This is a genomic window from uncultured Paraglaciecola sp. (assembly GCF_963977085.1).
Classification (GTDB): Bacteria; Pseudomonadota; Gammaproteobacteria; order Enterobacterales; family Alteromonadaceae; genus Paraglaciecola.
Map to the genome: position 1 here is coordinate 146,989 of NZ_CAXBNC010000002.1, position 16,354 is coordinate 163,342.

Annotated in this window: 16 protein-coding genes; 13 read left to right on the forward strand and 3 right to left on the reverse strand. The window is 38.7% G+C overall.

Features of this window, described 5'->3' with window-relative positions; all coding sequences use genetic code 11:
- Nucleotides 1-5 precede the first annotated feature (5 nt).
- The 8 genes from AAC000_RS03170 to corA all read left to right on the forward strand — a co-directional run bounded on the left by AAC000_RS03170 (nucleotide 6) and on the right by corA (nucleotide 7,472).
- Complete coding sequence (locus AAC000_RS03170) at nucleotides 6-1,190, forward strand: hypothetical protein (RefSeq protein WP_339720033.1); 1,185 nt, start codon at nucleotides 6-8, stop codon at nucleotides 1,188-1,190.
- Entirely contained in the window at nucleotides 1,183-2,115 is a 933-nt protein-coding gene (locus tag AAC000_RS03175) for a hypothetical protein (protein ID WP_339720035.1), read from the forward strand. The genes AAC000_RS03170 and AAC000_RS03175 overlap by 8 nt, the downstream gene beginning before the upstream one ends.
- Nucleotides 2,116-2,143: 28 nt before the next feature.
- Nucleotides 2,144-2,725, forward strand: coding sequence for a DUF1629 domain-containing protein (locus AAC000_RS03180; RefSeq protein ID WP_339720036.1), 582 nt, complete (start codon nucleotides 2,144-2,146; stop codon nucleotides 2,723-2,725).
- Nucleotides 2,726-2,754: 29 nt separating this feature from the next.
- Nucleotides 2,755-3,519, forward strand: a complete 765-nt coding sequence (locus tag AAC000_RS03185; RefSeq protein WP_339720037.1) for an Imm49 family immunity protein — start codon at nucleotides 2,755-2,757, stop codon at nucleotides 3,517-3,519.
- Between the two features lie 2 nt (nucleotides 3,520-3,521).
- Nucleotides 3,522-3,683, forward strand: a complete 162-nt coding sequence (locus AAC000_RS03190) for a hypothetical protein (RefSeq protein ID WP_339720038.1) — start codon at nucleotides 3,522-3,524, stop codon at nucleotides 3,681-3,683.
- Between the two features lie 12 nt (nucleotides 3,684-3,695).
- Nucleotides 3,696-5,045 (forward strand): hypothetical protein, encoded by a 1,350-nt coding sequence (locus tag AAC000_RS03195; RefSeq protein WP_339720040.1) that lies wholly within the window; start codon nucleotides 3,696-3,698, stop codon nucleotides 5,043-5,045.
- 35 nt (nucleotides 5,046-5,080) lie between these two features.
- Entirely contained in the window at nucleotides 5,081-6,100 is a 1,020-nt protein-coding gene (locus tag AAC000_RS03200) for a DUF2169 domain-containing protein (RefSeq protein WP_339720042.1), read from the forward strand.
- Between the two features lie 304 nt (nucleotides 6,101-6,404).
- Nucleotides 6,405-7,472 carry a magnesium/cobalt transporter CorA gene (gene corA / locus AAC000_RS03205; RefSeq protein WP_339720044.1) on the forward strand — a complete coding sequence of 356 codons (1,068 nt, stop codon included), beginning with the start codon at nucleotides 6,405-6,407 and terminating at the stop codon, nucleotides 7,470-7,472.
- A 46-nt stretch (nucleotides 7,473-7,518) separates the two neighbouring features.
- Here corA and AAC000_RS03210 read toward each other — a convergent pair whose 3' ends face one another.
- On the reverse strand, nucleotides 7,519-8,484 hold the full coding sequence (locus AAC000_RS03210) for a calcium/sodium antiporter (RefSeq protein ID WP_339720046.1): 966 nt from the start codon (nucleotides 8,482-8,484) through the stop codon (nucleotides 7,519-7,521).
- A 328-nt stretch (nucleotides 8,485-8,812) separates the two neighbouring features.
- Between AAC000_RS03210 and AAC000_RS03215 the strand changes: the two genes are divergently transcribed.
- The 3 genes from AAC000_RS03215 to AAC000_RS03225 all read left to right on the forward strand — a co-directional run bounded on the left by AAC000_RS03215 (nucleotide 8,813) and on the right by AAC000_RS03225 (nucleotide 11,995).
- Nucleotides 8,813-9,520, forward strand: a complete 708-nt coding sequence (locus AAC000_RS03215) for a transporter substrate-binding domain-containing protein (protein WP_339720047.1) — start codon at nucleotides 8,813-8,815, stop codon at nucleotides 9,518-9,520.
- A gap of 136 nt (nucleotides 9,521-9,656) precedes the next feature.
- Nucleotides 9,657-10,736: a mechanosensitive ion channel family protein gene (locus AAC000_RS03220; RefSeq protein WP_339720048.1), complete on the forward strand. Its 1,080-nt coding sequence runs from the start codon at nucleotides 9,657-9,659 to the stop codon at nucleotides 10,734-10,736.
- A 176-nt stretch (nucleotides 10,737-10,912) separates the two neighbouring features.
- A complete protein-coding gene (locus AAC000_RS03225; RefSeq protein WP_339720050.1) occupies nucleotides 10,913-11,995 on the forward strand; it encodes a putative zinc-binding metallopeptidase in 1,083 nt (360 codons plus the stop codon).
- 50 nt (nucleotides 11,996-12,045) lie between these two features.
- Here the strand turns inward: AAC000_RS03225 and AAC000_RS03230 are convergent, their stop codons facing one another.
- A complete protein-coding gene (locus AAC000_RS03230) occupies nucleotides 12,046-12,966 on the reverse strand; it encodes an alpha-E domain-containing protein (RefSeq protein WP_339720052.1) in 921 nt (306 codons plus the stop codon).
- A 2-nt stretch (nucleotides 12,967-12,968) separates the two neighbouring features.
- Entirely contained in the window at nucleotides 12,969-14,423 is a 1,455-nt protein-coding gene (locus AAC000_RS03235; RefSeq protein WP_339720054.1) for a circularly permuted type 2 ATP-grasp protein, read from the reverse strand.
- 616 nt (nucleotides 14,424-15,039) lie between these two features.
- On the opposite strand from AAC000_RS03235, the gene rimK reads away from it, so the two are divergent.
- A complete protein-coding gene (rimK, locus tag AAC000_RS03240; protein ID WP_339720056.1) occupies nucleotides 15,040-15,945 on the forward strand; it encodes a 30S ribosomal protein S6--L-glutamate ligase in 906 nt (301 codons plus the stop codon).
- A 146-nt stretch (nucleotides 15,946-16,091) separates the two neighbouring features.
- A complete protein-coding gene (locus AAC000_RS03245) occupies nucleotides 16,092-16,283 on the forward strand; it encodes a LapA family protein (RefSeq protein ID WP_339720058.1) in 192 nt (63 codons plus the stop codon).
- Nucleotides 16,284-16,354 lie beyond the last annotated feature (71 nt).

Sequence of the window (16,354 nt, forward strand, 5' to 3'; positions counted from 1 at the left end):
AGATTATGAAGGCTTTAGCTATCTTGCATACAGCGTTAAACACTTCGCTGGGATTAGATTATCAAACCAGTGCAGCCAGTGCTAGGGCAGGGCTTGTAAGAAGCCAAGAAGCTGATAATTACCCAATAAGTAAACCTGCGATGGATGAAGTAGAGTCCGCAATCATTCATCCACTACCTTTTATTACTGCGGCGTTTCAAGATCAGGCAAGATTAGCTGTTATTTTGAAGAAGACCCTTAGTGATCTATGTGAACAACTCAATCGTGACAACGTTAATATTCCTTTAGACATCTATGTTTCCTTACCTCATCCTCACAGAACCAACCAAGGTCTAGCTTTACAAACAGATGAGCCCAGTGCTCAGGAGTCTGAATTAGAGGCATTACTGGATTCGGAAGAACCCGATGAAAGCTTATATAGTGCCACTATTAACCCATGTCTTAACGCCTTGCCATGGCCAGTCGCCCCGAATCTTAAAAATGTGTTTTTTTCCGGCAGCACAGGTGTATCAGAATGCATTAATGCGGTTACTGCGAGCATAGCGGACGAAAATGAAAATAGTTCAAAGGCTGAGCAAGGGGTGTTATCTATAATTGTAGGGGTAGATTCATTAGTTTCCATTAAAGAACTTAAGTGGTTACATAGCTGCAATCGACTAAAGCATGCGGATAACCCAGTGGGAGTGCAGCCTGGAGAAGCTGGTGCTGCATTTACAGTTTGCACCACTAAGGTGGCGAACAAACTCGGATTAAAGTCCCAAGGTTTTATACAGCAGTGTATTAATGAAAGCAGTCCAACAAGTCAATTAAAAGCGCAAATATCAGACGGTAAAGTGTTAGCTACTATTTTAGATCGAGTATTGCCTGTAATCGATGAAGACACTGTCTATCAAGCCTGGATTATTTCTGATCATAACGGTGAAGATACTAGGGCTGCGGAATGGGGTGGTGCGTTACATTTTTTAAAGAAACATAAACCAAATATCCAGGTAAGGGATACTTGGTATCCAGTGATTTCTTTTGGTTATACAGAAGCTGCCTATGGTGCCATCGCCATGGTTTTAATTTGTGAGGCATTTAGAAGAGGTTACGCACCTAATAGTTATGCTTGTGTCATGGCCTCAGCAGATAATTTTTTGAGAAGTGGAATGACGGTTACTTTAGAAAATGTAGGGCAAAATCATGTCTAATAAACACAGAAGAGGCAGTACCACTAATAATTTCTGTTCAGTGGCAGCCGCAGGCGGGTGCAGCTGCGGCAATGATTATGTGAAAGTTTGTAAAGGTGAGGCTTCTGATTGGGGCAGTTATCCACAAAAGTTTTCTGTTAGAAATGCATCTACAAGGCTAATTGAAAGTTTGCGCAAAAATCAACGTTCTTTTGAAGCGCATCATGCATTGCCAGTTGCCTGTATTTCTGAAGTTATACAGGCATGGGATGAAAAAGCGAATACTAGTCCTAGTGTTATTTCTGGCACTAAATGGTGCATTAATACCAAAGACAACATGATTGCCATGCCAATGTGGGGACATACTATTATGTGGTATACAGATTGTTTTTCTGAGGTATCAGAAGAAGTTTTAGCTGAAATAGTGTCTAAAAATGAAAGCTCAGTGGGAAACAAAGCACTATCAAAGCTTTCGGCCGAGGCTAAAAGACAATTGTCTAGCCAACTTTCAGATGCTGGAGATACAGCACCGCCTTTTAAAGATCTTCCGCAACACAACTACAGTCATACTGGGAGAAGTGCGGACACAGGTTACAATCAGGAAGTCATTCAAAAGCTTGAAAGAATTGCTTTGAATATTGAAGCCGCTCAAGAAGCCCATGACACCGATAAGATAGACAGTATAAAAGGAAAACTAGAGAGCCTTTCTAAAAAGATGAAAAAAACCTTAAAAAAACGGGCTACATCTAGAGTGTACAATAGTACCCACGAAGCTTGGAAAGGGGGCATGAAAGGGGTGGATGAAGATTCAAATAGTAGTAAATGGTATCAGAACTTTTCTATGGCAGACGAGCCCCCTAAGATGACTTTCCCATTAGGAAAAGTCAGTGGTTCTATGGCCAAAAAGATAGAAGATCTTGCCCGCTCAATGTGGATGCCTAGTTAGTCAAAAATAACAATCAAGGAGATAGAGTATGATGAATGACAGATTTACTATCTGGCGTTTTAAAGATGTTCCTAATGCATATGTACCCAAAAAACTGTTGAATATGGAAAAAATGCTGCGTCTTTTAATGGGTGTTTCTCTTGCTGAGGATATGCCAAATAATCTTCAGTTTAGCGCTGATCCTGATTACCCCAATGATCTGCTTATGTTAGACAGTTTCGGTAATACTCAAAGTGTTATTCCTATATCGCCAAAGCTCAAAGCGTTTCTTGATGAAAAAAACATACCTAATCTCGAATTTATACCAGTGGATATGTTGGATCATAAAGGAAGAGTGATAGCCCAATATTTTCTATTACACTCAACAGAAGTGATTGATGCCATAGATAAAGATGAAACAGACTTGGAAGTAGATGATTTAAATGACGAAATGTATGATTCGGTAGATGATTTAACCTTAATGGATGAAAGTGTACCTTCAGATATTCAAATTTTTAAGGTGAAAGGTTTATACGATGTCACTTGCATCAGTAAGGCGCTTGCTAAAGAGATTGATGATAATGGGTTTACTGGGATCTCTTGGAAAGAAATCTCCGCTTATAGTTGTTAATCATTGCGCAATAACACTCAGGTAAAAACATGGATTTTGAACAAGTAGGTGAAGCACTTTCCTATGAAATTGCATTTTTTAAGCAGGGCCTTGATAACCCTGAAATGCCACAACATGAGAAAGGGGATTTAGTTAATAAATTAATCGATCAAACTCAAGCCTTGGCTATTATGGTTTTATTGGTGCGAGGAAATAGTGACATTTTTATTCATAATTTGATTAGAGCCGCTTTAATTAGAAAGCGTTTTTTATCGGAACTATTAGCGGCAGACAAAACCCAAGTTTATCATCAATGTTCTGGGCGAATTCACGGTTTTATCAGTGCTGTAGCAGCACAGGATTTTCACCTCGCCAGAGACCTAGTGCAACTTACACCTACAGATTTTCAAAATACAATGGAGTACGAAGAAGACTATTGTTATGCACAATTACTATACCATTTGGTCGCACAACACCTTAATGCAATACAGATAGAATCCTTAATTGCTAGGCACGATGAGTTAACTGGTGAAAGTGTTAGAACAGATGTTATACGAGGGATTTTGCAAAAAGATGCCAATAATTTTGAAGACGCGTTTGAAGCACTGATCGTTGAACAAGAAGAGTTAATAGAAAAAAATATAAAACGAGGACAGTTGGATACACCAGAAGTGCTGGCTCATCGAAAGGTCTTTATTGAAGGTATTGCTCTGATTAATCTTGCCAAAATCCACGGAATAAAGATCACCACACATTATCAGTTTTGCCCAGCAAATAGCTTGGTTGCTATGACAGCGCCATTTCCCGGAGAATAACAGTGAATGCCATTTTAGTATTGTATGCTATCTCCACAATATTATTGATTTTGGTCGTTGTGACTAAAAACAAGCCTGAAAAACAATTAGCACGTAAAACTTGGCTTAAGATTGCCGTAATATTCATCATTGTTGCTTCAGTCAATTGGATACTGATCAATTAAAAAGGAATTACTATGGCAAGCAGTTACCGACAATTTATTGATGAAGTGTATGAAGAGCATGTTGAAGAGGCATCATTTCTTTATGAACAACGATTAGCGTTTTACGTTGATCAGGAATTGCCATGGTTCTCCTATTATTCTGAAGAACTTAAACTGGAAGCCCACCTAGATGGATTAATAATTGGAGGTCAACGGGCATTATCAAAGGCCCAAGAAATGGCCTTGGAAGGCGATGTTGGTGCAATCTACACTTTGTTAAGTCTATATTGTCAGCTGGATCAAGCTGACAAATGTTTAGATGCCATAAATGAATTTGATTTAGACGACCCCGAAGTAACCCAAGCTATTCAGTTAGCGCTACTTCATCGAATGCCGTTGCCATGGATAGATTCATGTCTTCAAAAGGTTGCCAATCAACAACTCATACTGCTGTCATTATTTTTACCTGTGCTGATAAAGTTTAGTCAAGTTCCTAGCAACATTGCCTTTAATAGATTAGTTGATGGCACTTTTTCTGATGAGCAGATAGATCGCGTCCCATTTATTCAAGCTACGGCGAATTTCTCTGAGTTGCACAGCAATGAGTTTTTACAACACTTTATGATCAACGGCTGCGCAGAAGAGAAAAACGCAGCGGTATTTTCAGCGTTTCGTCTAGGACGAAAACTTCTAGTTGATCAGATAATGCCTAGTATCGCCCATCATGAATTACCCTTATTGAGCATAGCCACTGGCGCTTCACACACTTTTTTTGAAGATTTGATAGCCAATGACCAAGTAAGCTGGAATGAAACGCGAATTCTTTGTCTCGCAATAGGCGGTTTGGCAGAGTTTATTCCAGAACTCATAAAACTTCTTAAGGATGAGGAGAATGCAGAGTTTGCCGCCAAAGCGCTATTTATAATCACAGGCGCAACCTTACTAGAAAACGTTTTCCAAGAAGATTCTTGGGATAAAGAAGATTTGTTTGAAGATGAAATTGAAGCCTTCGAAAAAGGAGTGATGCCTCAAAGAACCGATGGCCGTCCTTTTGGTGAAGAGGTTGAGAAATTAACGTCTTCTGTAGAGGGATGGCTAAAATGGTGGGAGCTAAATCATGGGCACTATGTGAGTGGTAAACGTTATAGGCTTGGATTATTGATCTCTCCAGTGTCACTTGTTAGCACCTTGAATGCAGATAACCTTATTCGAGAATTGTCATACCAAGAATTAATCATACGTTACAAAGCCAGTCAGTTTTTCTCTACCCAAGATTGTATTCAAGCTCAGCAAAAATCCATGATAGTGCTTAACCAATGGGCCCAAACAGTTGAAGAGAAATATGATGAAGGAGAATGGTATTTCTCTGGGAATAAGCAGTAAAAGCACATTGCTCAGGCAAACCAATAGGAATAATAATGGGTCATCCCAAAGTTAAAAACACCACAGCTTTTCATTTTGAGCCACTATTTCTTCAGGACGAAGAAATGCAGCCTCTATTTGTAGGATTAGTCAAGGCGGCTTTTAGAATTCAACCCGACTCAATGGGTCCGGTTATTCCAATGAAAGAACAGATAGCCCCCGTACTTGCGGGTGAAAAGTACGGTGAGCCAGAAAAAAGTAGCTATAAATATGAACCCGAATGTGTGCCGTTTAAGCCAAATACAGATACCGTACTAATTGGCACTGCAAGAGCGCCAACTCCAAATATGACACAATTCGATTGTGGTTTCAGGGTAGGGGACTGCCTGCAACTTGCGCGAATTTTTGGAGATAGGTTTTGGCATAAAACTAAGTTAGGCATGACTATGTCAGAGCCTGAAGTAGTGACTAAGGTGCCACTTATTTACGAAAATGCATTTGGTGGTGTCGATACTAGTGTGGAAACAAAACACGGACACCCATTTGAACAAAAAAATCCTGTGGGAAAGGGATACCATAAGAATAGTCGTAATTGTATTGAAAATGCGCCGTTACCCAATATTGAAGATCCTAATCATCTCATTACCCACTATACGGATTGTCCTACACCTATTGGTTTTGGTTTTACATCACCAAATTGGTTACCTAGGCGACTACTAGCCGGAACATATGATAAGAAATGGGAAGATCACCGTTCACCTAAATTAGCCCTTGATTTTAATCCACTATTTTACAACGCGTCTCCACAAAAATTGATGGCAAAAGGTTATCTTCAGGGTAACGAGCCAGTACAGGTTTATAATGCTTCCCCTTGGCCAAAGTTAAAGTTTTCACTTCCTGGCATCAACGCACCAAGTATTACTGTGACACTCAAAAATGGTAAGCAAATAAAACTACTGACCGTTTTAGACACAGTGGTAGTGAATACAGATGACATGCTGCTTTTTCTGCATTTTCGATGCAGACACACTTTAACGCGTGGGGCGCATGATATTTCTGTAATTGCTGTGGACTAATGCATTCCTCACAATATATCTAATTTAACATAATATACATTATAGGAACTCAGATGGTTAGTTATTTACAGCTGCTACAAAAACCTAATCAACGGCCAACGCCCTTATAATCAAACCAAATGGATTTTTATTTAACAATTGTATTTAACCAATCTAAGAGCTCCACTGGATTCAATACTTCGATAAGTGTCTACTTTTCTATTTATTTGTTACTTTAAAATTCTCTGTTAACGTCTTCCTTAAAACGTTATCTTTTACTTGGCTTCTATGTTTTAAATGACATCTTTTTATGGGTATTAATTGAATGAAACTTTTTCATAAACGCTATCATCAGCCAGGCACTCGTCCTGGTGAACTAGCAGAGCCTGTCAGTGATATATTTTCACTTGATTTACTGGATTACGACGCCACTTCCATTAGTGTAAAAAACCAGATTGATGTACATGATTGCCGAGCATTTATTAACAATGGGAATGTGACGTGGATCCATGTTCAAGGTGATCCTACCCATGATGCCTTACTGACTCTCGCTAAAGGTCTTGATATTCATGATTTGTATGTTGAAGACGTGGTGAATTCGGGGCAAAGACCTAAGGTCGAAATAAATGATGAACAATTGTTTGTTATCTTAAGCTTACCTGTACTTAACAATAATCAAGTTCATATTGAGCAAGTCAGTATATTTTTGACACAAAATACCGTTGTGTCCTTTTGTTCTGGTGAATTTAATCCTTTTCAAGAAATTGTGATTCGATTACAAGGTGTTGTAGGCAAATTACGACGCCGCAAAGCGGATTATCTCTTTTACAACCTAATAGATACGGTCATTGATTACGGCTTTCCTTTACTAGAATCTTATTCTGAGCGTATTCAAGAAATCGAAGATGAACTGCTAAACACAGCAGACAAAAATGTATTAAACCAAGTTCACAAATTACGCAGAGAATTATTGTTACTCAGAAGACGTTTGTGGCCGCAACGTGAGGTAATAAACGAAATATTACGAGATGAAGAAAACAACCAAATTACACCTGAAACTAAGCTGCATTTTCGGGATTGTCATGATCATGTGATCTCTATTATGGAATTATTGGAAACCTATCATGAGATGACGTCTGGCCTAATGGAACTGTATATGACTAGTGTGAGTTTAAAGTTGAATGATGTGATGAAAGTATTAACCATTATTGCCACATTATTTATTCCCCCAACTTTTATAGTGGGAGTATATGGAATGAATTTTGACCCTCAGCTCAGCACCTTGAATATGCCAGAATTACAATGGAAGTACGGCTACATAGCCGTGTGGTGCGTCATAGTCTTGTTAATAAGTGGAATGTTGGCGCTGTTTAAAAAACACAAATGGATATGAAATAGACTTCATAACTGAGGATATTCTAAACAGCCTTTGTTTCTAGCTAAAATTGGCTGGAAACCAAATATAAGTTGTAGCCCAAGAAGCATAAAACTAAAGCTAAGCCTTCAAATCTACTAATTTTGCCCGGCCCTTTGATGCCTAAACAGAATATTAATAATGCAATGGTTACAGCTAACATTATTAGTGCATCTCTATACAAAAACGTTGCATCAAGCTGAACTGGTTGAATGATACCTGCAATTCCTATAACCGCTAGGCTATTAAAAAGATTAGAGCCAACAACATTGCCAATGGCCAACTCATGTTCGTTTTTCCTAACCGCAATTATTGAAGACATTAATTCTGGAAGTGATGTGCCAATTCCCACTATTGTTAGTCCAATAATGACATCACTGACATTAAAATATTGCGCGACTTCTACTGCACCCCAAACCAAAATTTTGGAACTCACTATCAATATCACTAGCCCAACTACTAACCAAATTAAATGGGGTTTGAGTTCAGAATGACTGCTTGTAAGTTCATTTGCTACCTCTTCACCGAGCTGATCTTTTGGAAGTTTAAGGGCTTGCCAGCTACTCCATGAAATTAATAATACAAATATACCCAGCAATGCGAAGGCATCGTCATGTGAAAGTTCGAGATCCAATAATTGCCACACCACAAAAAAGGTCACCCCAAGTAAAATTGGCAACTCTTTTCGCACAATATCAGACTTTACCATTATGGGGCTGAGCAAAGCCGTAACGCCCACTACTAGTGTAATATTAGTAATGTTCGAACCAAATGCATTTCCTAAGGCAAGTCCCCCACTCCCTTGGAGTGCCGCAAAAATTGAGACTATGATTTCAGGAGCAGAGGTACCAAATCCTATAATAAACATGCCAACAAATAAGGGGGAAATACCATAATAATTAGCGGTAAAAGCGGCGCCATGGATAAAACGTTCCGCACTCCAAATAAGAATAGGTAATCCAATTACAACGGCTAAAGTAGGCCAAATCATTCTCTACTCCTGTCAGTTTAATCTTGTCTAATAGTAGGTGCTTTGAAAGTACTTAGCTTTATAAGATTTGATAATTTTGATTTAAAGTATCAAAGGGTAAGGTTTTAAGTCATTCAGAGGTATAAAAATCTACTTCTGGATCCAAAAAACACATTCTCCGATAGTTTTGTTTTTTAGATTCAATGCATATAAAATCCACTGCTAAATCTGCTATTTAGTTTGGTAAATTGATACTGACAGACCTTATCTGTTTTAAACAACTCATGTTTAGTTTTTCAAGTGACTAGTTTACGGCACTTAGGAGCAAAGCATTAATTAATGAAACAAAATGCACAAATTACTCTACATTTTTCTTTTAATCGGTTTTTCACAACAAGCAAAAGAGCTACCAAAAGAGTTCACTCTTGCTACTGCTGAAATCCCCCCCTATGTTACCGTTAGTCAAAACAAACAAATTGAAGGTTTGTTTATTGATAAACTTAACGAATTTCAGAAAAACACAAAAATCAAAATACATATTTTTGTGATGCCTTGGGCCCGTGCCGTCAATGAAGTAAAAAAAGGTAAGATGGACGCGATCTTGCCCGCATTATGGTCAAAAGAGCGCTCAGAATATATGGCGTATCCCACTCTTCCCTTTTTTACTTTTAGTCAAAGTGTCTTAATCAAGCGAGTAGAAGATAATTTTACTTTTACTAACTTACACACTATCAACGCACAAAAAATAATTGGTAAAACACGTTCGATGTTGCTTGATCAAGACTTTGATAAGTTAGTTAAACAAGGAAAATTATCAATATATGAAACCAACAAACTCGAACAAGCCTTATTTATGATGTTACAAGGGAAAGTTGATTTAGTCGCAAGTGATGGTGATATCGCATTAAGTGCCATTAAACAACTTAGGCTTGAAAATCGGTTTATTTTATTGCCAATGCATGAAGTTTCACCTCCGTCTTTTATGGCATTTTCACGTCCATTTGCGGAAAAACATGACATAAACCAATTCATGTCAATGATTGTAGCTGGCCATTAACGACCTCAATAATGCTTTGGGTTGGCTTCATTGTCCCTGTTTCAAAGTCTATTTTGAGAACAAAGATCTAATGTCTAATAGGAATAACGGGATTCCCTGATACAATCATTATTATTCCTAGCAACAGAAAACGTTTATGTTAGAGCAATTTCAGACCTATATCACATCACTCCTAGAGTTGTTTGGCGACAGCCCTATTATGCAAGCGTCAATTGTAATACTTGTGTCTTTTGTCATCGCTTCAGTCTTCAAATACATCATTATTTTGGGATTAAAAAGGTTAATGACCCGTTCACACATTAAGCTTGGAAGTGGTTTTTTGGACTTGTTGCATGCGCCAATTTATTACAGTGTTTTGTTGATAGGTTTATCAAGCGCGTTATTAATATTAATGCCTAAACCCCTTTCTCTTTTCATTATGTCTTCGATATTAAAGTCCATTGGCATGTTGATCTGGACCGCATTTTTGCTAAAAGCAAACAAAGAACTGTTGAATAGTTTGGTGCTGCACCCTACCCGTTTTACTACTTTTAATACTAAAACGTTGCCGCTGTTTCAGAATATTCTTAATATTTTTATTATTGTTTTTGCCGTTTATTTAATATTTTCGATTTGGAATGTAGACATGACGGCTTGGCTGGCCTCAGCTGGAATTATTGGTATAGCGGTTGGTTTTGCGGCAAAGGATACCTTAGCTAACTTATTTTCTGGTGTGTTTATTATGGCCGATGCCCCCTATAAAGTCGGTGACTATGTTGTATTAGATTCTGGTGAGCGTGGTGAGATCACCCATATTGGGATACGAAGCACACGAATGTTTACCCGAGATCACATTGAGATTACCATTCCTAATTCAGTTATGGGAAATTCCAAGATAATAAATGAATCAGGTGGCCCTAATGAAAGATCCCGCTGTCGTATTCCAATTGGCGTGTCCTACAATACAGATATAGACTTGGTCCGAACGATATTAATGGGAATCGCAACGACGCAAGAAATGGTGTGTGTTGACCCTGAACCAAGGGTTAGGTTTCGAAGATTTAGCGGTTCCGCACTGGATTTTGAATTGTTGGTTTGGATTGACAAGCCTGAATTGAAAGGCCGCCTTATCGATATTTTGAATTCTCAAATATACAAACAATTTAAAGAAAACAACATTGAAATCCCCTATTCCAAACACGACTTGTATATAAAAGAGATGCCAACAAAAGGATAAATTCACATCGCTAAAACACCTTAAAAATACAGGTGTTATTAGTAAGAATCTTAGCTATTATGCTTGCCCATTATGTACCTGTACAAATTGGAAACAAGGCATGTTGCAAATGTTGATTGTAGTGTTATTTGTATTGTGCTGATTTATGTTCGTTATTGTTTGGAAGAGGATTTTGTTTGAGAACATTTAGCTGTCAATGCGGTAACAGCCTTCATTTTGCGAATACGCACTGCGTAAAGTGTGGATTAAAAGTAGGATTTCTCCCAGATGAGCGGCAACTCAGCGCATTAACCAATACTGCTAATGGCGACTTGTTAGCATCAAATAACGGTAAACTTTATCGAGCTTGTAAAAACTATACTGTTTACGATGTTTGTAATTGGATGGTGGAACAAAATGATCCTAATGAGTTGTGTGTTTCATGCCGATTAACGGAAACCACGCCAAATTTAGATGAGCCTGAAAATATAAAATTGTGGTTTTTGTTAGAACAAGCAAAACGGCGATTCTTGTATTCGGCAATGAATCTCAATCTTCCCATTACCAATAAAAAACAAGATCCTGAAAACGGCCTAGGGTTTGACTTTTTGCAAAATCAAACTGAAGACAGTTACGGCAATGAATTATTCATTAAAAATTATGTCACTACAGGTCATAGTAACGGGCTTATCACACTAAATATTAATGAAGCCAAAGACTCTTCGCGTATCGATATGCGCGAAAAGATGAATGAAAAATATCGGACCCTAATTGGACATTTTAGACATGAATCAGGCCACTACTATTGGGATCGACTAATTCGTAATTCTGATAGGTTAGTGGAGTTCAGAGAAATATTTGGAGATGAGCGTCTTGATTACCAAACTGCCATGGCAAATTATTATGCCAATGGCCCAGCGCAAATTTGGCAAGAGGTGTGGATTAGTGCTTACGCCTCCATGCATCCATGGGAAGATTGGGCTGAAACTTGGGCGCATTATTTACATATGGTCGATACCCTCGAAACCGCAAACGACTTTGATTTGAGTATATCTCACAAAAATACTAAGAGTCCCTATTTGGCTGGTGACGAGCACTCGGTATTGGCCGTTGAGAAGAGTTTTACACAATTATTTGATGACTGGTGTGCCCTTACCCAAGTACTCAATGCACTCAATCGTAGTATGGGAATGGATGACGCCTACCCTTTTGTTATTTCACTTTCTGCTTTGAAGAAATTAAGATTTGTGCACCATACAATCTTAGATCATCTAACTTAAATACAGACCTAATGGGTGTCACTTGCTAGTCACACCTATTAGGTAATAGTTTAAAAATAACTCTCTTCGATTTGCTTATCTATATCAATAAGTCCTAGCTGTATATCATCGATAAACTCATGCAATTTTTCTTGTTTTAAGGTGGCCGGTTTTGCATTGAGTATATAACTCTTAACGCGACTGGTTTTCTCCACTGTATCTTTACTGTTAGGCAATTCAGTGACCGCACGTTCAATTTGTTCAATGGCATGAACAAGTGAACGAGGAAAGCGCGGATTAGTTAATAAAAATGCTAAGACGTCTTCACGATTAATACGCACTCTCACTTCCCGACGATACATTTGGTAAGCGGTCATCGATTTAAGCACACCCATCCATTGAATATTGCTAAAAGCGGGTAGCTCACTCTCAATTTCAGACAGTAAAGTGGCAGATCTCACATCGATGATACGAGTAGACATATCTGCTCTCTCAAGGTTTCTGCCGAGGCGCACAAAGGCATATGCTTCGTCGTGAGACATGGTGCCAGCTAATAATCCTGTGATGGTTTGGTTAGCTAAAATTATTTTATTCAAATAGGCGTAGCGTGAGCGCCGTGTAAACGCGTCTTTTTGGTTTTCATTTACAAACAAATAGAGCGCATTTATTTGTTCCCATGCTTCTCTAGGGATAATTTCTTTTATGGTTCGAGCATTTTCTCTTGCAGATTTTAGAGATGTGAGAATGGCACCTGGGTTATTGATATCCACCACCATAAAATTAATGACACTTTTTTCATCTACAACTTTATAGGTTTCATAAAACTTATCCCTAAAAGACAAAATATCAATAATAGGCTCCCACCCTAGTTTTACTTTAGAAGGCAAATCCAATAACAAGTGAGAATTAACATTGATTAATCTAGCTGTGTTCTCTACACGTTCAAGATACCTAGCTAACCAATAAAGATTATTTGCGACTCTTGATAACATAATTATTGCTCCTCCATGTCTACAATCCAGGTGTCTTTGCTGCCACCACCTTGTGATGAATTCACCACCATAGAGCCTTTTTCTAATGCCACCCGTGTGAGTCCGCCCATAGTGACTTTGATATCTTTACCAGACAAAATGAAAGGTCTTAAATCTAAATGTCGTGGCTCTACACGTGTGTTCACCATAGTAGGCGCTGTTGACAGCGTCAACATAGGTTGCGCTACATAGTTGCGGGGATCTGCTTTGATGAGTTTCCTAAATTTTTCGTGTTCAGCCTCGCTTGCATGTGGCCCAATTAACATGCCATATCCACCGGATTCATTGGCTGGTTTTACGACCATATTTGCAATGTTTTCGAGTACGTATTCTCGCTCAGATTTCTCGTTACATTTGTAGGTAGGCACGTTTGCCAGTATGGCTTCTTCTTTAAGGTAGTACTCTATGATTTTTGGTACGTAAGCGTAAACCACCTTGTCATCAGCGACCCCCGAACCTGGCGCATTGGCCAAACCTACATTTCCAGCTTTCCAAGCTCGGATTAGCCCTGGTACACCCAACAACGAATCTTCGGCAAACACCTCAGGATCAATAAACCAATCGTCTATACGTCTATAAATGACATCAACTCGTGCTAGGCCATTAATGGTGCGCATATACACACAATCATCATCTTCGACCACCAAATCTGACCCTTCAACTAACTCTGCCCCCATTTGTTGGGCAAGGTAGGCATGTTCAAAGTATGCCGAATTGTAAATACCGGGGGTCAATACCACTATTTCAGGCTCTTCAATTTTGCGAGGTGACATTTCTGCAAGCATGTCATAAAGATGTGAAGGGTAATCATCAACAGGTAAGATGTTGTATTTTTGAAACATTTCAGGAAAAACCCGTTTCATTACCTGACGATTTTCGAGCATGTAAGAAACACCTGAAGGGACCCTTAAGTTATCTTCTAGTACATACACCTTACCCTGATTGTCTCGCACTAAATCTGAGCCACAAATGTTCGCCCACACACCATTGGCAGGGCTAAATCCACGACATTCTTCTAGAAAATTCTTTGATTTTTTTAGCATGCTGGCAGGAAACACGCCGTCTTTGATAATATTTTGATCGTTATAAAGGTCGTCAATAAACATATTCAAGGCTTTGATGCGTTGTTTTAAGCCTTTTTCTATACCCGACCATTCATTTGCGTCGATAAGCCTTGGCACAATGTCGAAAGGCCAAGCTCTATCTATGGAACCCTCTTCTTGATGATATACCCTAAAGGTAACACCCATAGTATGAATGGCTGAATCGGATGCCGCTTTTAATTCGTTAATGTCTTTATCAGACAGCGCTCGAAGATATTCGCATAAATGACTCGCGTGCTCCCGCGGCTTACCGGCCTTTTCAAGCAGTTCATCATACAAGTTTGCAACTTTGTAACTACCCCATCGTATTGCCATATCGAACCTTCCTGTTTGCAGGTTTTAGTAGATGTCTACCGCAAAATAATAAAAACATGAATTGATCACATTCAAATTTTGTGCCGTTCTATAGACTACGCAAATATGAATTAGGTCACAACACAAGAATAATTATTACTAAAGGCTTCAGACCGAGCATCCATGTCAGTTTAATCCAGTCATTAGCGTTAAAAAACTAATCTTGTTTTAGACCTCACTTTTATATCAATATAAATATTAGTTTTAGATGTGACCTTTTTGTGTGCAATGTTGTCTAAATTATCGAGCCCATTTAGTTAGGATGACTGATTAAAAGTTTTAGCGCACTGGAATAAGGCAATACAGTTTACCCCTTCTAAAAATGCCTCTGTTTAAGGACACTATAGATCGTTAAATTAAACAGTCCTAGTTATCCAGTGCGCTTTTTTATGGCCGTGGCTCAAAGCTTATTAGTCTGTAGTTTTAGATGTATTGTAACCTTGAGAATTCAATTAACTGAATTGCATGCAGCTATAAATCATCTGCTATCAACACTTAGCTAAATATATGTTTACTTCGTGACCTTTCCAGCACATGGTCGTCTACACTAAAGAAACCAATCGAAAAGGTATTCAAAATGAAAATAGCGATCCTATCTAGAAATAAAAAGTTGTATTCCACTCGGCGATTAAAAGAAGCGGGTGAAGCGCGAGGCCATGAAGTGGATATTATTGATACCCTGCACTGTTATATGGATATAACCAGTAACAGGCCTGTTGTTAGATATAAAGGTAATGAACTCCCTCAATATGATGCAATTATTCCTCGGATAGGTGCTTCTATTTCATTTTACGGTACTGCTGTTGTCAGGCAGTTTGAAATGACTGGCAGCTTTTGTGTCAATGAGTCAGTCGCCATTAGTCGCTCTAGAGACAAATTACGCTCTACCCAGTTATTGTCGAGAAAAGGTATTGGTTTGCCTCGAACTGGGTTTGCAAATCGTCCTGATAATATTAAAGATTTAATCAAAAACGTGGGGGGCGCACCTTGTGTCATTAAGTTGCTTGAAGGGACGCAAGGGATAGGCGTAGTGCTTGCCGAAACATCAAAAACTGCAGAAGCAATAGTTGAAGCTTTTATGGGCTTAAATGCCGACATTTTAATTCAAGAATTTATTAAAGAAGCAGGTGGAGCAGATATTCGATGTTTTGTGGTAGGTGATCGCGTTGTTGCAGCAATGAAACGCCAAGGTGCTGAAGGTGAATTTAGGTCAAACTTACACCGAGGCGGTTCTGCCGTTTTAGTTAAGCTAACGCCAAAAGAAAGAGCGACGGCTGTCGCCGCGGCAAATATCATGGGATTAAATGTTTGTGGTGTTGATTTATTAAGGGCCGAGCGAGGACCTGTGGTTATGGAAGTCAACTCATCACCCGGTTTAGAAGGTATTGAAACGGCCACTAAAAAAGATGTGGCAGACATGATTATTCAATTTATTGAAAAAAATGCTAAACCTAATAAAAACCGTACACAAGGCAAAGGTTAATACTCACGGGCTGCTTAGACAAAGCTAAGCAGCCAATACTTGCGCTAAGTTTTGCAAAGCCGCCAGTAAATTTCTGGCGTTCAAAAGCCCCCTAAATGCACTAAATAAGACAAGGCCTTGCTATGAAAATCACACTCAGGAAAATAATGACCTATATCAGTATAACCAGTGTGATTTTGGTACTGGTGATTGTGCTGCAAAATATGGAAATCGTGACTGTTGATTTGCTTTTTTGGGAAATATCACTGCCCCGTGCAGTATTATTAAGTCTGACTTTACTCATTGGTATCGTACTTGGATTTATTATCCACAAAGGACATCGTTCTTCAGATAAATGACTCACTAAAATTTTTTTGTGTAGTGAAGGATATTGAGCTTCCTTCACTGCACAAATTGTTAAATGCGGTAT